Below are 18,396 nucleotides of genomic sequence, written 5' to 3' on the forward strand. Positions count from 1 at the left end.
GATGTTCAAACGCAAACGCAGTGCCGAAGACTTTGCCGAGGAGATCAAGTCCCACCTCGCCCTCGAAGCCGACGAACTCCGCGCCGAAGGCCTGAACGAAGCAGAAGCCAACCGCCGCGCCTATCTTGAGTTCGGCAATGCCACCCTTGCCAAAGAGAAATTTCGTCTCCGTGGCCGCTGGCAAGCTCTCGACAAAATCGCCCGCGATCTCCGCTTCAGCTTTCGTTCGCTGCTCAAAAGCCCCGGCTTTGCGCTAACCGCAATTCTCACCGTTGCCCTCGGAGTCGGCGCAAACACCGCGGTCTTCAGCGTGATGAACGCTGTGTTACTCAAGTCGCTCCCCGTCGCAGATCCGCAGCATCTCGTCTATGTCAGGACCTCCAACCCGCCGCGTGGCACGGGCACCATCGACTCGACTGACACCTTTTCCTATCCCGTGTACGACGCGCTCCGGAAGCAAACATCCGCCTTCTCGTCGCTCATCGCCTATGTACCCCTCTCCGGCAGTAAGGTTGCCGTACGCTACGGCACGCAGCCCGAGGAAGCGGAAGGCGATATGGTCAGCGGCACGTTCTTTTCCGGCCTCGGCGTGAACCTGCCGCTCGGCCGTGGCTTCACCGAAAAAGACGAAACCGAACACGCCCCGCTCGCCGTTCTCAGCTACAACTACTGGACGCGCCGCTTCGCTCGAAATCCCGGCGTACTCGGCCAGACGCTCTACGTCAACGGCGTTCCCATGACCATCATCGGCGTCTCAGCCAAGGGATTTGAAGGTCTTGAAGCCGGTGGGTCGACTGACTTCTGGATTCCCCTGCAAAATCGCCGCGAACTCAACGCCTGGGGCAATCCTCCTCAGGACGGCAAACTTTACATCGCAAATTCCACGTGGTGGTGCCTGCGCCTCGTCGGTCGCCTCGTGCCCGGCGTCAGCAAAACCCAGGCCGTCGAGCAACTGCAGCCCATCTTTCAATCCTCCGCATATGTGGGATTGGGCTCGCCAATGGAGGGCGAAAAGCCACCTGTGCTCAGCTTCGCAGATGCTAAAAGCTTTCCCGGCTATGACCAGCAATACGGCAATCCGCTGCGCATTCTCATGGCGATGGTCGGTCTCGTCCTGCTCATTGCCTTCGCGAACGTGGGCATGTTGCTCGCAGCGCGCAATGCCGCGCGGCAGCGCGAATTCTCGTTGCGTCAGGCGCTCGGCGCCGGACGAGGCGAGCTCTTCCGTCAGCTGCTCACAGAGAGCCTGATTCTCGTTTCCGTCGGAGGCGCGCTCGCCCTGGCCTTCGCTTTCATGGCTGCGAAGCTGCTCGCAAACTGGGCGCAGATCGAGTCAAGTCTCGCCCCCGACAGAACGGTCTTGCTCTTCACCATGGGAGTTCTCGTCATCGCAGCGGTATTGTTTGGCCTGGCTCCCATGCGCGTCGCTCTGGCCGGTCGAGCTGAACTGGCTCTGAAAACCTCCGCCGCAACCTCCAATACCAATGCCGGCAGGTCGCGCACAGGAAGAATCGTCGTGACACTCCAGATCGCAATGTGCGTTGTGCTTCTCGTAGGCGCCGGTCTTCTGGTTCGCACTCTCCGCAATCTCGAAAACACTCCACTGGGAATGCGCGTCGATGGCCTCGTCGTCTTCGGCGTCAAGCCGGATATTCCGTCCATTCCCGCCGGCGTCGCTTTCTATCAAAACCTGATGAGCAAGATGCGCATCCTGCCCGGCGTCGAGTCGGTCACCATTATGGATGAGCGCATTGGATCCGGGTGGTCCGACAACAGCGACATGATGGTTGATGGCCGTTTGCCCGAAGTCGCGAATGGCGGTTCGCGCACCGTCCGCAGCAACGTTGTGGGGCCCGACTTTTTCACCACCCTCGGCGTTCCCATCCTTTCCGGCCGCGATTTTGCGGATTCCGATACGGTCAAGTCGCCCCACGCCGGCATCATCAACGAAGAATTCGCGAAGCGCTTTCTGCCCAATCAGAATCCGCTCGGCCACAGCATCGGCACCGACGATGGACGATACACAATGACGGTTATTGGCGTCGTCAAGGATCACAAGTATCGCAGCATCGACGAAACCCCAATCCCCATGGCCTGGTACATGTACGCGCAAATCCCCTACATCGGCGAAATGCAAGTGGAACTGCGCGTGAAAGGTGCGCCCCTCGCCATTCTGCCTACCGCGCAAAAGGTCGTGCAGCAGCTTGATCCCAATCTGCCGCTCATCGAACCCATGACCCAGCGCGCGCAATTCGACACAACCATTTCGAGCCAGATCATGTTCGCTCGCCTCGCCGAGTTCTTCGGCGTGCTCGCCATCGTGCTCGTCGCCACAGGCCTCTACGGAACACTCTCCTACCGCGTCAATCGCCGTACCGCGGAAATCGGCGTGCGCATGGCCATGGGCGCAGGCCGCGGTCAAGTGGTTTGGATGATTCTGCGTGATAGCCTGCGCCTGACCGTGATCGGCGTGGTCGCCGGTATTCCGCTCGCGATGCTCATTGGCCGCGCCTTGTCTTCGTCTCTGTATGGAGTCGAGCCACTCGACACGCTCACCTACGCGCTTGCCATTGCAGGAGTCGCCGTCGTGGCCCTCGTCGCCAGTGCCGCGCCCGCCGGCCGCGCTGCCAGCGTCGATCCGCTCCGTGCGCTCCGAACGGAATAATGGTCGGAGCGTATTTCATAAAAAGGCTTTGCGTCAGGGCATGACTTTAAGGCTGTGGAGAAACTCGTCGAAGGCGTGGTTTGTATCAGGGCACGACTTCAGTCGTGCCGAAAAGGGCTTAAAAGACCGGGGGTTTTACCCCTGAAGAACTTCAAGGAACGCCGAGGACATTTCAGACTTAACCCAGCGGCTCCTGCCGATAGAGCTCAGCCGTGTGCCGCGCCACGACCGCAACTGCCATTGCCAACATAACCGCGGCAGCAATCGCACCGCCCAAATCAAACAGCAGCGCGCGATGCCCCAACACCGTCGCATACGGGCTGCGCAGCAGCGCCAGCGTTCCCGCAATCAGCAAAATGCGAATCTCCGTCGGCCCCAAGATTCCCTGCGACATCTGGAAACAAGACAGCGTATACGTGGCGAGATAGCTCTCCGCCGAAAGCAGCAGAAATGCGATCAGCATCGCCAGCGCGACCTGCCAGTGCACAAACCCCGAGTATCCCAGCCCGCACATCATCGCTGTTGCGCCCAGAATATCCACCATGTGGTCGACGTAAAACCCATAACGCGGCCGCTGCTGATTGCGCACCCGCGCCAGCGTTCCATCCATGCTGTCCCCAAACCAATTCAGAACAATGCAGACAATCACGCCCACCAGCCCGGCATTGTTATAGCGCGACAGGGCATAGAAGAACCCGGCCCCGATCTGCGCCAACAGTCCCAGCAGCGTCATTCCATCCGAAGTTACCCAGTGCGGCGCCCGCTCCGCCATCCATCTCAGTGCGCGCTTCTCGATTCCAGCCGTCAGCGATCGGTTGATGCGTCGCGCGGTTCTGAATTCCGGCGTATGAGCGACTGTTGCGGTGTTCGAATTCATACTCATCTCCTTCCAGTCATTTGCGTAGTCCATCGCAGACCGCATGCAGCGTAAATTCCAGCGACTCGCGCGGCACGCTCTCCACAAATGGCCGAATCACCCACCCGAGCCCTGTCGGAATTGAGCGCGTCAACGAAACCGATTCAATCTGTACGTAGATTCCGCCGTCTCGCTGCTCGCAACTCCAGTACGTGTTCAAGCGACACAGGAACCCATGCTCCTCGCTGCCGCTCAGTGCGTGTTCCTTCGATGTGCCTGGTGCGCCGATCTCCGATATGCGCGTACTCCGCGAAATGTTGTACGCATGTTGTGCGTCAAGCTGCCCGAAGGTCACGTCGTAGGTCGTGTCCAGCACGACCGTGATCACGTGGTGCTGCCGCACGCGCATCAATACCGTGAAGTGGCTGGGGTCTGCTCCATCTTGCTTGGTCAGAATCTTCGCCTGCATCACCTGGGGCGAAAACACCTGCGGATAAGCGTCGTAGTTCTTCATCAGCCGCTCAAAATCCGCCATGCTGGCTCCGCGAATGAACGCCGTTCCAAGCCAGTCGTGCAGCATTGCACCCGGCAATTCAGCGTTCTTCTCCGGCGTCAACTTCTCGATGATCAGCTCGCCTCTACGAAGGCGCGCATCGATCCCGCCGTTCGATCCGATGTTGGCGACAAACCCATTTCCCGACCGGTGCTGTTCCGCGAGCCGCCCTTCCACCCTGCCTGCGTATAAGTCGAATGCCCCAGTCGCTGCAGCCGGTGCCTCGCAAAATCCGACCGGACCCGACGCCAGCGTCAGCAGCCAGATCAAAAGCCTCACCGTCTGGAAACCCACTCGCCTGTCTTGAATCCGACTGCTCATGTACTCCAGCTTGCCTGCAGAGTGCCTGCAAAGCAATGCAATGCGCCTCCCGCTCTGCGCGAATGAACCTCACGGCGGAAGTCCTTGCAGAAAAACAATTTCCGGCAAGTTGTCTCTTGCTCCTCGCGCCGGCCTTCACTGCTTAATCGAGTAAACTTGGCGAAAGATGATGTCAGATTCCGAGCCAGCACGGCGTTATCGCTTTGGAGCCTTCGAGGCGGATGCCTCCACCGGCGAACTGCGACGCCAGGGAATCCGCATCAAGCTTCACGCCCAACCCTTTCAGGTATTGCTGATGCTGCTCGAGCGGCCCGGCGAGGTGCTTTCGCGCGAAGAGATCTCCCGCGCCCTGTGGTCCGACGGCACCTTCGTCGACTACGACCACGGCGTGAACTCAGCCGTCAATCGGATTCGCGAAGCCCTGGGAGATGCTGCGAACAATCCCCGATTCGTTGAGACGCTCGCTCGCCGCGGATACCGCTTCGTCGCTCCCGTCGAGACAATCGCCAACAACGTCGAGCCGGATTCCAGTCGTGCCCCGCAGCCGCCCTCTCCACTAACTGACTCAGAACCAGAAAGCGGCAACGGGATCCTGGCATCGCCCGACGACCTTCCCAAGACCTCGCCCGCCGTGGTGCACACGCTTTTCCTTCTGCTGCAACTGATGTACCTGGGCTTCTATGTTGGCGCGCTCACCAATCTCCCTGAGATCGAAGAACTCCTGTCTACACTGCCGCGTTCTACATTAATCGTCTACGGCCTCATCTGCAGCGCCGCCATCCTTATTCCGGCCCGCGCCTTCGTTTTTTGCGCAGCCCTCTTTCGTGCGCCTGGTATACGCGCCAAATTCCTGAAGATATGGCCATGGCTGCTGGTGGCCGATGTGCTCTGGGCACTCTCGCCGTTTCTCCTGCTCCATCACATCAGCATCGGGCTGGCGCTTGCGTGCATGGCCCTGCTGGTCTACTCACCCTTTGCGCAGCGGGCGCTCATCCTGATGGGGGCAGGCCGCCAAACGAGCGAGCACGCAGCGGTGCCTCGCTGAGCCGAACGCTCTTCCACTCAATTTTGCTTAACTGAATTTACAACTGGTCGTAGAGCGACGAGTTCCGGTATCCGAGCAGCATAACGAGCGTCCAGATCGCAATGGCGGTGCCGAACGGAATCTTCAAAATGCTGAGAAATGCCGCGACGATGGCCACCACGCGGCCCCACGGTGCGCGCTCCATCAGCCCCCACCCGGCCACAAAAGCCAGCCCGGAGCGCAAGATCACCATAATCCAGGCGAAATGGATGATGGCCGATCCAAATCCCGGTCCCAGCGGGAAGTTTCCGTGTGCCCACGGACCATGCATCCAGAAGCCCCCGCCATTCAGGAAAGAGTTGGCAAACGCCAGCCCCACAATGCCCAGCGCCAGCGAAAGTCCCCCATAGATGAACCAGACGGTGCTCAGCGCTCGAATACGATTGGCGTAATTTGCCAGCTCAAATGCGAGGTTCGGCACCGGTGGTGGAGGAGGCGCTGCCGTCGGGCGACCACATTGGGGACAAACTTGTTGCCCCGGTACAACTGGCTGGCCACATCCGCTGCAAAACATCATGAACCTCCTCGACCGTTACTGGATTCTCTTATCTGGATCGCTGAATTCGCGGTCCGCCCGACAACCTATTGAACTGCAGCCGGCGATTCATGGGTGCCAAGCCGCGAATATAACAGTGCGTGGTGCTTTCCGAGTAAAACAGAAAACGTATAAATCGCCAGCGCAAATCCTATCGGAAACTCAAGAAACGCGAGGCCGGCCGCAATCAGACTCACGGGCCGGCTCCAGTCTGTTAGGCGTTTCATGCCCCACCCGGCTGCAACCGCCGCAACGATCCGAAGCGAAAGGAGCGTCCAGGCCGTACTGCCCACCAGCGTCCAATCCCAGATGTACGGATGCGGCCACGGCTCCCATGGCCCCGTGTGCATCAAAAGACCGGTTTGGACGGCAAAAAGTCCCATGAAACCGAGCACCACGTTCAAACCTGCAAAAAGGTACCAGAAGCGACTGAGCCTTCGAACTGTGCGCTGGAATCGGCTCATTTCAGCAGCTTCCACCGACTGTGTCCCCAACTCATTGTTCGTCGAGTGCCCGCACCGCGAACAAAATACTTGTCCGTCCGAAACCACTCCACCACACTTGCTGCAATACATAAGTTGCCTCCCACGGACTCGGAGGGGGCAAACTTGGAGCTACTGCCGAACAGCCGGTTGCATGCGCGCCTCTTACTCCGGCTGAGAATGACTACGCAGGGGAGACCGGATTCGTTCCCAGCGCTCTTCATGCCGATCATCCCGCAGCACAAGCGCAACGGGCCGCCCCTGAGCGTCGCGCTCCACCGCAATCCGCGTCAGGCTGCTGCCGTTCGGGTAGAACAGCACCGACGGCGACTCAGCCGCCAGTTCGGCAATTTCGCCATAGTGATTCTTCTGGTAAAGCAGATCACCCTGGCGGAACAGCGTGACCACAACCAGACCCCGTTTGTCTACGTATTCTCCCGCAAATCCGTCCAGCTGGGCCGGCGTAAGCTTGAGCGAGGGCGGGTGCAGCGGGATCGAAACACGCTCGGCAAACGGACCCGGCTCCTGCGTCTCGCGCCTGTGCTGCAGCAGCCAGCGCGGCAACTCCGCCTCCCCATAGGCGCGCGTCCAGCAATCGTGCTTCAATCCCTGGTATACCCAAAGTCGAACGCGCCCCCCAGCTGTTTTGAGGGCCGAATAGAGCAGTTCGTCCTGGCGCGGAGCCACCACATTGTCTTCCGCGCCATGAAACAGCCACATCGGCGTGTGGCCGATCGCCTGCGCATACTCGGCGGGCAACGTGGAGGCTTGTTGCCAGCGCTCCGGCGCGTAGCTCCAGAAGATCCCTCCGGCAGCAATCGCCATCGCTGCCCAGCGCTTTGGATACTGCCGCGCCAGTTCCCACGCTCCGTACCCGCCCAAAGACAGCCCGGAGAGATACGTGCGATTCGGGTCGCCGTGAAACTCCTCTGTCTCCTGGTCCAGTGTCGACATCGCCATCGCGAGCATGTCGTGGTCCGTCCAGTAGCGGTCGATTGCGCACTGCGGCATCACGACGATGAAGGGCCACCGTTCCGGGTGATCGCGAATGGCCTGCGGCAGCCCGATCTGCGTTTGCCACATCCCCTCGGCGCCGCGCTCGCCCCGACCGTGCAAAAAGAGAATCACCGGCCACAGCTTGTGGTCGTCCCGCCGCCACTCTTCCGGGAGATAAACCTGGTAGCGATAGTTTGCCTTCCCAACCTCAATCCAGCGGTTGAGAAATCCCGTCTCCTGCACCGAATGTTTGCGAAATCCCTTTGACACCAGCGCGGCGTGCAGCGGGATGGGCGCTAGCCCCCAGGAAAGGCAGAGGCCGGCCGCGAGCAGTCTCAGGATGCGGTGCATAGGCTGCAAACATCATAGTGCCTGCAAGCAGTTTGCCGCCGAAGGCACCCGTTCCCATTTCCTTATGAAATTCTTGTACGGAGCCATGAAACAATCAGGAAGACTCAATCCAGCCAACCGCAAATGACCACCTACGAAGCCGGAGACACGCTCGATCACTACCGCATCGACGCGGCAGTCGCCCATACCGGCATGTCCGTGCTTTACCATGCCACCGACCTCGAGTCAGGCCGGCAGGTAGCCATCAAAGTCCCGCTGCCTGAAATGGAAGCAGACCCCGTTCTCCTCGAACGCTTCAAGCGCGAACAGGAGATTGGCCAGGAACTCGACCATCCCGGCGTCGTCAAGACCTTCAACAGTGAAGACCGCAGCCGTCTCTACATGGTCATCGAGTGGGTCGATGGCACGCTTTTGCGCACAATCTTGAACGATAAGAAAAAACTGCCCACCGATCGGGCAGTAAAAATCGCCATTGGAATCTGCGATGCCCTCGACTACATGCACAAGCGCGGCATCATCCATCGCGATCTCAAGCCCGAAAACGTCATGGTCGGCGACGATGACCAGGTCAAGCTCATCGACTTCGGAATCGCAATGAAAGAGGATGCGCGCCGTCTCACCTTCGTGAATGTCTCGTCGATGCTGGGCACACCGGACTACATTTCGCCCGAGCAGGTTAAAGGTGCGCGCGGCGACCAGCGCAGCGATATCTACGCCGTGGGCATCATGCTCTACGAAATGCTCACCGGACGCGTGCCATTTGTCGGGCCCAATCCGCTGGCCGTGATGAACGAGCGCCTCCTCAACGACGTAAAATCCCCGCGCGAATTGAACCCGGAGATTTCGCCCGAGCTTGAAGAGATTCTCTATCGCGCCCTCGAGCGAGAACCGCGCCACCGCTACGCCACGGCCAGCGAGATGATGTGGGACCTCGAACACCAGGAGCAGGTGGGTGTCGAGCCGCGCAGCGAAAAGCCCGTCAACCTTGCCGGCCGAAAGTTTAGCAGGAAAATGTTGCTCTACGCCGCCATGGCCCTTGTGCCCGTCGTCTTATTCGTTCTGATGCTGTTGTTGGCGAAAAGATAGCTCACAATCCCAAGTCCCTAAGCCCTAATCCCTGTCTTCTTCAGCGTCTTCCTCGCCCGCCGGAACCACGGCCGTTCCCGCCGCCGCAGATAACGCGGCATGGTTGGCTCCTTGTCCAGCACCTTCTGAGCCCATTCGCGCGCCTCCGCGTTGCGGCCCTCCGATGCGAGCAAATCGGCAAAGTTCAAATAGGTTTCAGACAGAGTGGAGACAACGGTGACGCGCCGAAAAAGCGCTTCCGCCTTTTCCTTCTCGCCCGTGAGAGCGTATGCCTGCGCCAGCAGCGCCGGTGCGCGGTTGAAATCGTAGTTGGGCTCCTTCGCAACCGCCATTTCGAGGTCAGGCAGTGCTGCCTTTGCAGCGCCCAGCAGAATGGCGCAAACGCCCCGTCGATAAAAGCAGTCCAGCGTATTCGACCGTGCGGCAATCGCCTTGTCGAAGGCTTCCCGGGCCCGCTGCAATTGCCCATCATCCATGCAGAGTTCGCCAAGTTCCTCGTAATTGCCCGCCGATGGATTGTCGCGAATCGTCAGTTCAAGCGTGGCGATACGCTTCCGCCGCGAGATGCCTTTGAAGGATTGGTTCAGTAGGCCCACATCCGGGAAGACTTCCGCGAACAGGTACACGATCGCGCCAATCGGTCCCAGAAAAATGATGATGAAGAGCCAGTACGTGTCGGGCCGGCGGCGAATGAAGTGAACTACCGCCGCTGCCTGCAACAGCAGTCCCCATGGATAGAAGAGGTGTGTCAGCAATCCCATGCAGTGATTGGTCCTGCTGTCAGGTTACAGGACAGCTGCGAACGAGCGCAGTCCACTTTGGTGTAAAGCGTACCGTTCTCATCATTGCGGAAGCCTACCGGTACGACTCATCGCGATGCACCACAAACTCCGGATAGGCATTGCCGCCCAACTCATGCAGATCCATGCCCAGCCGTTCGCCGTCGGGATCCACGCGAAACACAAGTACGCGATTCACAAGCCAGAAGATGAGATACACCAGTGGCAGCATCAACCCCAGCAACGTCGAAACTCCGATCAGTTGCGCCACGAACTGCCCGCCCTGCGGCGCGAACACTCCTGCTGCCGCAAGACCCCACAACCCTGCAGCGCCGTGAACGCTAATCGCGCCCGATGGATCGTCGATCGAAAGCGCCAGTTCAAACAACTCCACCAGCAGCGGCGTAATGATGCCCGCGATTAATCCCGTGAAGAGCGCAGCCAGCGGCGACACCACCCCGGCGCATGCGCTTGACGTCACCAGCCCGGCCATCCAGCCGTTTGCGCACAAACTTGCATCCGGCTTTCCAAAGCGAATGCGCGTCACTGAGAACGTAGCCACAAGCGCCGCCGTCGCCGACAGCAGCGTATTCACAGCAGTGCCCACAAGTGCGGCCGGAGCGGCATTCAACCACAGCAGCGACCCCGCCATATTCCACGCCAGCCAGCCAACCAGCGCGATCAGGCAACCCAGAAGCACATAGACCACGTTGTGTCCCGGCATCGCCGTCGACAATCCCTCGCGCGGAAACTTTCCTTTGCGCGGCCCCGCGATCCAAACCAGCGCCAGCGCCGAAACACCGCCAAGCACATGAATCGCCGCCGCGCCCCCTCCATCCAGCAGCCCCGATCCCTGGCCAAAGTTCGCGCCCAATTGCATCAGCCAGCCACCGCCCCATGTCCAGTGCGCCACCAGCGGAAACAAAACCGCGCCGAAGATCGCCGCAATCGCCGCGCCCGCCGGCAACCGCAGACGATCCGCTCCCGATCCCCAAGGAATCAGAACCACCAGCGCAACCGACAGCATTTCAAACAGAACAGCAAGCTGCATCCGCGGTCCCGCCGCGTCGAACCCAGACAAGAACAGTGGCCCCGCGCCCGCCCAGTTCCACGCTTTGCCCCCGAGATGAAACACATGATCGCCGCTCGTTCCCGCTGCCAGCGCCGAGCCCACAAGCGCAAAGGCAATCACCGCCGTCGAAATAACCACCAGGCTGCCCAGCAGCGACTGCATCGCAGACCGCGACCTTCCCAAGCCCGTATTGATCAGCGCCAGGCCCGCAATAGCCAGCGGCGTCAGCGTCAAAAGTCCCAGCGTAAGCGCGAACGAGGTTTCGGGGAAGGGAATCGGCGCCAGCGTAGTCATCGGTTCTCGCTCCGCAACTCCATGTGGCCTCGTACCGAAACCGCCACGCCCATCACCTCAACCGCGAGACCGCACAGAACAAAGGCTGCCCGCTGTGCCGAGGCGGGAAACAGGAGAAGTGCTCCGATGGTGAGAAAGAAGCCGGCTGGCATCACCAGCAATCCTGCGTATTTCATGGCCCCGTCCTTTCAGGTCATCCACGCATTTCACCGGTCGATAGAGGTCGGCCCAGGGACGAGTGTCCGCAAAAAAAAAGGAGGATGAATGGCAGAAGGTCAACCGGTCGAAGCGCTTTTATGAATTCTAAATGTTCCGGATGCTACGCTTGACCTGATCCTCTACAGTTTCTCTGCGCTTGATGGTCGCGCATCGCCGTCTTTCACCACTTCATGGAGGTTATCTCGCATGTCGTTTCTCAACCGGCTGGTCGAAAACCCGATGGGCGCCCTGGGTGTGCTCACAATCGCTGCATTTCTCGAGGTCTGGGGCGACTCCTTCTTCCAGGCAGGCTTTTATCGCTCATCGGGATTTGCGCGCATACTCATGCTGCTCGCCGGCACGGCGGTGTTGGCCCTCTACGGGTCCACGGTCAACGTTCCGCGCTGGGATTTCGGAAAACTCCTCGGTGTCTACGTCGCGCTTTTCTTTCTCGCCGCGCAGCTGCTCGCAAAACTCCGCTTCGGCCAGTCGCCCACACCGTCCATCTACCTCGGCGGCGCATTCATCGTCACCGGCGGACTCGTGATGGCCTTCTGGAAAGCGTAAGCGGCCCTCGCTTCCGTCCCTTCACCGCGGCCGCTCATTCAAAAAGACCTTCAACAACAATTCGTGCACGTTCACGAAATCTCCGACTGTCTTGATAACTTTGGTCGCAATCGAAAGAGGCAAATCGTAACAGGCCGGTTACCAGAGAATCATCCGACTCCATAACAGCGGGTGTAGCGTAAGAGGCACTCCAGTCCCGCAGGAGGCCTCACAATGATCGCCTCAACGAGATCCACGCCAAACTTGCTTCTGATGCTGTGCAGTACTACGGCGATCCTGATGTCGCTCACCGGCTTGTTGTTTCTGATTGGCACGCGCCTGCTCAGCATTTTCGCTCACAGCGAGAGTTTCATCGGAGAAATCGATGCCATCTCGATCGCACTCATCTTTGGCGGAATCGCCGTGGCTCTGAAGACCATCGAAATCCGCCTCAGGGCCGAGCACGATTCATCAACGGAATGATTCGACACAAACCGGCTGGCGCTCTCGGGCTCGCGCGATAGACTCTTCACATTCCGAATTGACCGAGAGAATCAATGCCCAAGACTTTTCCCCTCCTGGTGTTCTTCGCCGCAGCTTCCGTCTGCCCCGCACAACGAATCGAAGTCACCGTCCCCTCCACAAAGCCGCTGACCGGCCACCTCATCCTCGTTTTCGCGAAAACTGAAAAGCCCGAACCGCGCATGCAACTTCGCGAAACTTACGATTCCGCCGAAGGCTTTGGTGTCGATGCGGAGAACCTCACGCCCGGCACCCCGCTCATTGTCGACACGAAGACCTTCGGCTACCCGCGCCGCTCGCTCGCCGACATCGATCCCGGCGACTACTACGTCCAGGCCGTCTTCAACGTGTATGAACCGTTCCATCTCGCCTCCGGCAAAACCGCATGGCTCCCGCCCGACAAAGGCGAAGGACAGCACTGGAACGCCAAGCCCGGCAACCCATTTAGCACGCCGCAGAAGATCCATTTCGATCCAAAATCGAAGGCTCCCATCACGCTCACCCTCGACCAGATCATCCCGCCCATCGAAGGGACACCGCAGGACCCAGTGGTCATCGCGCAACAACAACCCACCGCAAAGTGGCTCAAGTACGAACGCTTCCGCAGCGAAAAACTCAGCGCCTTCTGGGGACAAGACGTCTATCTGGGCGCATGGATCCTGCTTCCCGACGGATTCGACCAACACCCCAACGCAAAATATCCCGTCGTCGTCTATCAGGATCACTTCCATCCCGGCATCGGCCCCGCCCAGTTCACAGCCACGCCGCCTGATCCCAAATCGCCCAACTTTCGCCGTCTCGAGAATGGCTATCGTCTCTTCCAGGACTGGACCAACGGCCGCCTCCCACGCGTGATCCTCATCTACGTCCAGAACGCGAATCCGTACTACGACGACTCCTACGACGTCGACTCCGCCAATGTCGGCCCTTACGGGTCCGCCATCAACGATGAACTCATTCCTTCAATCGAGAAAAAATATCGCGGCATCGGCCAGGGCTGGGCCCGCGCCACCTATGGCGGATCCACCGGCGGTTGGGAAGCGCTCGCCACGCAGGTCTTCTATCCCGACTTCTACAATGGCGCGTACATTGCCTGTCCTGATCCTGTAGATTTCCACGCCTACCAGAACATCAACCTCTACGACGACGCCAACGCCTTCGTCCGCAAAGGCGACTTCGGCCAGGTGCCTATCCCCGCCGATCGCAAACCCGACGGCAGCATCATCGGCGAAACCGGCGCCGAGTTCGCCTACGAATATGTCCTCGGCACCCACGGCCGCTCCACCGAACAGTGGGATATCTGGCAGGCTGTATTCTCCCCCGCAGGCGTTGATGGCTATCCCGCGGAGATCATCGATCCCCTCACCGGCGCCATCGACAAGAAAGTCCTCGCGTACTGGCACGATCATTACGACCTCACCGCAATTCTCAAGCGCGACTGGTCCACGCTCGGCCCGAAGCTCGAAGGCAAGCTGCACATCGCCGTGGGCGATGGCGACACCTATTTCCTCAACAACGCCGTTCACATACTCGACAAGCAGTTTCAGGAAACACACAGCCCGCATTCCGACGCGACATTCCAATACGGCCCCGGCATGCCCCATTGCTATACAGGCGGTCCATCCGAATACACCATGCAGCAGAACAATGCTGACTGGACGGAGCGCGTACTGCCGAAAATGGTCGAGCACATGCTCGCGACTGCTCCGTCAAACGCTGACACAAAATCGTGGCGCTACTGAATCGCAATGCAAAATCCGTTGGGGATCATCCCATTCTCTGAGACGTGCCCTCTTCGTCAATACATGCATTTTTGCGTGTATTCCTGAATTCGAGCCGTTTTCGATTTTCAAGAGATAACAAAAACTTGGGCAGCATAAACATTTTTTGTTCTCTCAACTGTTGAGGCCGTTGCAGATAGGGCTTTGGCTGCTATATTGAATTTTCGGGGTCGCCCGCCTTCCAGGTGGGTTTTGTCCGAAATCGAAATCTAACCTCAACCTGTGTGACTCTCGGCACAGCGTGCTGCACCAACGACTGGACAACGAACAACAAGCAGGAAAGCATTCATGGCGCAGATATTTGACCGCAGCTCCAATGCTTTGGCTCGAGCGAGCCTGGTGCTGACGGGTCTGATTGTGATTGCACTCGGTGTAACGCTCGATCAATTGCAGCGTTCGCCCTGGGTTACTCGGCAAGGCCAGCGACCGGAACAACCGGTTCCTTTCAGCCACAAACATCATGTGATGGGACTGGGCCTTCAGTGCCAGTACTGCCACACCACGGTTGAGAAATCCAGCTACGCAGGCATTCCTCCCACCAAGACATGCATGAACTGCCACGCGCAGATCTGGACCAACGCCGCGTTGCTGCAGCCCGTGCGTGATAGCTGGGCCACCGGTCAATCGCTGCCGTGGATCAAGGTGCACGACCTTCCCGACTACGTCTTTTTCAATCACTCTATTCACGTAAACAAGGGCATCGGATGCGCGAGCTGTCACGGCCGCGTCGACCAGATGCCCCTGATGTATGCGCAGAACACCCTGCAGATGGAGTGGTGCCTCAACTGCCATCGCAACCCCTCCAAAAATCTCCGCCCCACCGGGCAGATTTACAACATGGCCTGGGAAGCTCCAGCCGACGACCGGCCCGTGTGGTGCTCCACGACGAACGTGCAAGCCGGCACGCCCACCGCTCAGAGCGTCGACTGCACAACGAAGGATCCCACCGGCGAAGGCCCGCAAATGGCCGCGCTGCAAATGCCGAACGCGCCCGCAAACGGCCAGGCCAGTGACGCTCCGGCCGGCGTCGTTCCGGCAGCGCTTCACTACGAGAAATTCACCAGCCAGGATCAGTTGGGCCACTTCCTCCTGAAGCAGTACAACATTCGCCCTCCCAACGAACTGAGCAGCTGCGAGGTTTGCCACCGATGAGCCGCGAACCGATGAACGCAGGAACGAACAATACGGGGAACACCGTGGAGATTGAAAAAAGCAACGCCAACCTTGCTGCCAACGAAGCGCCAATGACATTGGAGCAGGTGCGTTCCAAGCTCAAAGGCACCTCCGGGAAGCAGTTCTGGCGCTCTGTTGATGAACTCGAGAACACACCTGAATTTCAAGCTGCCGTCGAAAAAGAATTTCCCAGTGCGGCGCAGGAGTGGGTCGATCCCGTATCGCGCCGCGGCTTCCTCAAAATCATGGGCGCCTCCATGGCTCTCGCCGGCCTCGCCGGTTGCACCAAGCAACCCGACGAGCCCATCTATCCCTACGTCAAGGCGCCTGAAGATCTCATTCTCGGCAAGCCGATGTACTTCGCAACGGCCAACCCGCTGCCCACCGGCGCCGTCCCACTGCTCGTCAAGAGCGACCAGTTCCGCCCCATCAAAGTCGATGGCAATCCCGATCACGCGTATAACCACGGCTCATCCGATGTCTTCTCGCAGGGCACGCTGCTTGACCTCTACGATCCCGATCGCTCGCAGCATGTGACGTATGAGGGCGAGGGGCGTGACTGGGCAGAGTTTGCCGTTGCGCTTCGCGGCAAAGTTGCGAGCACCAAAGACGGCTCGGGTATCTACTTTCTCTCGGCGACCATCACCTCGCCCACGCTGGCCCGTCAATGGAAGGCCGTGCAGGCCGCCTACCCCAAGGCGACGCTGGTGCAGTACGATCCCGCCATCGCTGGCACCTTTCTTGAGAAGGGCTACAACGTTCAATACGACCTCAGCAGCGCCGACGTCATCGTTTCGCTCGACGCAGACTTCCTCTCCGGCGCATCGTACCCCGGATTCCACAAGCTCGTTGCCGATTACGCAAAGTGCCGCAAAGATCCCGCCAACGGCATGAACCGGCTCTACACCATCGAGAGCACGCCGACCACTACCGGTATGAAAGCCGAGCATCGCCTCGGCCTCCGCGCCAGCGAAGTTCCGTACTTCGCCAAAGCGCTCCATGCGGAGGTGGGCCCAACTGACAACCCGGCTCCGCAATACACCTGGACCGACGAGCAAACCAAGTTTCTTAGCGCCCTCGCAAAGGACCTCAAAGCCAGCAACGGCAAGAGCGCTGTCATCCCCGGCCTCTATCAGGATGAATCCGTAGCCGCCCTCGCGCTCGCCATCAACCAGGCGCTCGGCAATGTCGGCAAGACCGTCACCGTCTCATCAGAGCCATCCATCCCGTTGCCCAGCGATCAGAACGGCGATTTCAAGAATCTCATCGCCGCCCTCAACGCTGGCAAGGTTGACTGGCTCGTCATTCTAAATTCCAACCCCGTGTATTCCGCTCCTGTAGATCTCGGCTTCCCCGACGCCTTTACTAAGGCCCAGGTCGTCGCGCATCTCGGCTCTCACTACGACGAGACCGCCCACCTCGCGCACTGGCACATTCCCGCAGCTCACTACCTCGAGTCGTGGTCCGATGCACGCGCCTACGACGGCACGGTCTCCGTTGTGCAGCCGATGATCGATCCACTCTATGGCGGCAAGAGCGCGCACGACGTCTTCCAGACGCTGCTGGACAATCCCGAAATAAGCGCCTACGAAGCCGTCCGCACCACGCAGAAGGACAACATCAAGGGCGACTTCGAGACCGGCTGGCGCAAGGTTCTGCACGCCGGCTGGCTCGATGACACTGCATACAAGAGCGGCGGCGCTGCAACATCCCAGGCCGCCAAAGTGCCCGCGCCCAACCCGAAAGATCAACTCGAGATCATCTTCCGTCCCGACCCCAACATCTACGACGGCCGCTACTCGAATGTCGGCTGGCTGCAGGAACTTCCCAAGCCCGTCACCAACCTTAGCTGGGATAACGCCGCCATCATGTCCGGCGCAACGCTGGAGAAGCTTGGACTCGAAGAAGACGACATCGTCGAAATTAGTGCTGGCGGCGGCAAAGTAAAAGCTCCCGCCATCGTCGCTCCCGGTCATCCCGACAACTCGGTCACGCTCCACCTTGGCTACGGACGCGAATTCGCCGGCCGCGTCGGCTCCGGCGCAGGCTTCAATGCCTATCTGGTTCGAACCACCGCGGCCTCGTTGTACGCGACCGGCTCTATCAAAAAAGTCGACGGCAAGTGGGGCGTCGCCATCACCAAGAGCCACTACCAGGATCATCGCGGCAAGAACCTCACCGAACACGGCAACCAAAACAACTCGCTCGAAGCCGTCGAAGCCCTCGGTCCCCGCGGCATCGTTCGTTACGCGACACTCGAGGACTTTAAAGCCAACCCGAACTTCGCGCACGAGGGCGAAGGCCACGACACGCCCGAATACGACACCTCGATGTTCCCCAACTGGCAGTACAACGGCAACAAGTGGGGCATGTCGATCGACATGAACAGTTGCGTGGGCTGCAACGCCTGCATCGTTGCCTGCTATGCCGAGAACAACATTCCCGTCGTTGGCAAACAGCAGGTGCGCATCGGCCGCGACATGCAGTGGCTACGCATCGACACCTACTTCGAAGGCGATCTCGCCGCACCCCGCGCCCACTTCCAGCCCATGACCTGCCAGCATTGCGAAAACGCTCCCTGCGAGCAGGTCTGCCCCGTCGGCGCCACGGTTCACACGCCCGAAGGCCTCAACACCATGGTCTACAACCGTTGCGTGGGCACTCGCTACTGCTCCAACAACTGCCCCTACAAGGTGCGCCGCTTCAACTTCCTGCTCTACTCCGACTACGAGACCGAGAGTCTCAAGCTCATGCGCAACCCCGACGTCTCGGTCCGTTCGCGCGGCGTCATGGAGAAGTGCAGCTACTGTGTGCAGCGCATCAACGCCGCCAAGATCGAAGCCGACAAGGAGAATCGCGCCATCCGCGACGGCGAAATCGTTACCGCCTGCCAGCAGGCCTGCCCCGCCTCGGTCATTACCTTCGGCAATCTCAACGACAAGACCAGCAAGGTTGCGAAGCTCAACGAAGACAAGCGCATGTACCAGGTCATTGCCGACCAGAACACGCGTCCCCGCACGCGCTACCTCGCAGAAGTTTTGAATTTTAATCCTGAACTCGAACAGAACCCGGTGGAACACACGCCGGAAAAGGGTTGAAGTC

The 18,396-nt window shown here is 59.5% G+C and carries 16 protein-coding genes; 8 read left to right on the forward strand and 8 right to left on the reverse strand.

Features of this window, described 5'->3' with window-relative positions; translation table 11 throughout:
* Nucleotide 1 precedes the first annotated feature (1 nt).
* Complete coding sequence (locus WCA10_RS09940; RefSeq protein ID WP_472822354.1) at nt 2-2,665, forward strand: ADOP family duplicated permease; 2,664 nt, start codon at nt 2-4, stop codon at nt 2,663-2,665.
* 178 nt (nt 2,666-2,843) lie between these two features.
* Here the strand turns inward: WCA10_RS09940 and WCA10_RS09945 are convergent, their stop codons facing one another.
* Nucleotides 2,844-3,542 (reverse strand): CDP-alcohol phosphatidyltransferase family protein, encoded by a 699-nt coding sequence (locus WCA10_RS09945; RefSeq protein ID WP_472822355.1) that lies wholly within the window; start codon nt 3,540-3,542, stop codon nt 2,844-2,846.
* Between the two features lie 16 nt (nt 3,543-3,558).
* Nucleotides 3,559-4,395, reverse strand: coding sequence for a hypothetical protein (locus tag WCA10_RS09950; RefSeq protein ID WP_472822356.1), 837 nt, complete (start codon nt 4,393-4,395; stop codon nt 3,559-3,561).
* A 166-nt stretch (nt 4,396-4,561) separates the two neighbouring features.
* Between WCA10_RS09950 and WCA10_RS09955 the strand changes: the two genes are divergently transcribed.
* Nucleotides 4,562-5,440, forward strand: a complete 879-nt coding sequence (locus WCA10_RS09955) for a winged helix-turn-helix domain-containing protein (protein ID WP_472822357.1) — start codon at nt 4,562-4,564, stop codon at nt 5,438-5,440.
* A 37-nt stretch (nt 5,441-5,477) separates the two neighbouring features.
* Here WCA10_RS09955 and WCA10_RS09960 read toward each other — a convergent pair whose 3' ends face one another.
* From WCA10_RS09960 to WCA10_RS09970, 3 genes are all read right to left on the reverse strand, one after another.
* On the reverse strand, nt 5,478-5,996 hold the full coding sequence (locus WCA10_RS09960; RefSeq protein WP_472822358.1) for a hypothetical protein: 519 nt from the start codon (nt 5,994-5,996) through the stop codon (nt 5,478-5,480).
* A 65-nt stretch (nt 5,997-6,061) separates the two neighbouring features.
* The gene (locus WCA10_RS09965; protein WP_472822359.1) at nt 6,062-6,478 is read right to left on the reverse strand and encodes a hypothetical protein; all 417 of its coding nucleotides are present in this window, start codon (nt 6,476-6,478) and stop codon (nt 6,062-6,064) included.
* A gap of 183 nt (nt 6,479-6,661) precedes the next feature.
* Nucleotides 6,662-7,843 carry a carboxylesterase family protein gene (locus tag WCA10_RS09970; protein ID WP_472822360.1) on the reverse strand — a complete coding sequence of 394 codons (1,182 nt, stop codon included), beginning with the start codon at nt 7,841-7,843 and terminating at the stop codon, nt 6,662-6,664.
* 123 nt (nt 7,844-7,966) lie between these two features.
* Between WCA10_RS09970 and WCA10_RS09975 the strand changes: the two genes are divergently transcribed.
* Entirely contained in the window at nt 7,967-8,929 is a 963-nt protein-coding gene (locus tag WCA10_RS09975; protein WP_472822361.1) for a serine/threonine-protein kinase, read from the forward strand.
* A gap of 17 nt (nt 8,930-8,946) precedes the next feature.
* Here WCA10_RS09975 and WCA10_RS09980 read toward each other — a convergent pair whose 3' ends face one another.
* The 3 genes from WCA10_RS09980 to WCA10_RS09990 all read right to left on the reverse strand — a co-directional run bounded on the left by WCA10_RS09980 (nt 8,947) and on the right by WCA10_RS09990 (nt 11,250).
* On the reverse strand, nt 8,947-9,690 hold the full coding sequence (locus tag WCA10_RS09980) for a tetratricopeptide repeat protein (protein ID WP_472822362.1): 744 nt from the start codon (nt 9,688-9,690) through the stop codon (nt 8,947-8,949).
* Nucleotides 9,691-9,784: 94 nt separating this feature from the next.
* Nucleotides 9,785-11,074, reverse strand: coding sequence for an ammonium transporter (locus WCA10_RS09985; RefSeq protein WP_472822363.1), 1,290 nt, complete (start codon nt 11,072-11,074; stop codon nt 9,785-9,787).
* Nucleotides 11,071-11,250: a hypothetical protein gene (locus WCA10_RS09990; RefSeq protein WP_472822364.1), complete on the reverse strand. Its 180-nt coding sequence runs from the start codon at nt 11,248-11,250 to the stop codon at nt 11,071-11,073. Before WCA10_RS09990 ends, WCA10_RS09985 begins: the two co-directional genes overlap by 4 nt.
* A gap of 229 nt (nt 11,251-11,479) precedes the next feature.
* Here WCA10_RS09990 and WCA10_RS09995 point away from each other — a divergent pair, with 229 nt between their 5' ends.
* The 5 genes from WCA10_RS09995 to WCA10_RS10015 all read left to right on the forward strand — a co-directional run bounded on the left by WCA10_RS09995 (nt 11,480) and on the right by WCA10_RS10015 (nt 18,392).
* Entirely contained in the window at nt 11,480-11,839 is a 360-nt protein-coding gene (locus tag WCA10_RS09995; RefSeq protein WP_472822365.1) for a hypothetical protein, read from the forward strand.
* Between the two features lie 213 nt (nt 11,840-12,052).
* On the forward strand, nt 12,053-12,301 hold the full coding sequence (locus WCA10_RS10000; RefSeq protein WP_472822366.1) for a hypothetical protein: 249 nt from the start codon (nt 12,053-12,055) through the stop codon (nt 12,299-12,301).
* Nucleotides 12,302-12,375: 74 nt separating this feature from the next.
* Nucleotides 12,376-14,082, forward strand: coding sequence for an alpha/beta hydrolase-fold protein (locus WCA10_RS10005; protein ID WP_472822367.1), 1,707 nt, complete (start codon nt 12,376-12,378; stop codon nt 14,080-14,082).
* A 327-nt stretch (nt 14,083-14,409) separates the two neighbouring features.
* On the forward strand, nt 14,410-15,273 hold the full coding sequence (locus WCA10_RS10010; protein ID WP_472822368.1) for a cytochrome c3 family protein: 864 nt from the start codon (nt 14,410-14,412) through the stop codon (nt 15,271-15,273).
* Complete coding sequence (locus WCA10_RS10015; protein ID WP_472822369.1) at nt 15,270-18,392, forward strand: TAT-variant-translocated molybdopterin oxidoreductase; 3,123 nt, start codon at nt 15,270-15,272, stop codon at nt 18,390-18,392. Before WCA10_RS10010 ends, WCA10_RS10015 begins: the two co-directional genes overlap by 4 nt.
* Nucleotides 18,393-18,396: the final 4 nt, after the last annotated feature.

Origin of the sequence: Occallatibacter sp. (assembly GCF_049582745.1) — a bacterium.
Classification (GTDB): Bacteria; Acidobacteriota; Terriglobia; order Terriglobales; family Acidobacteriaceae; genus Telmatobacter.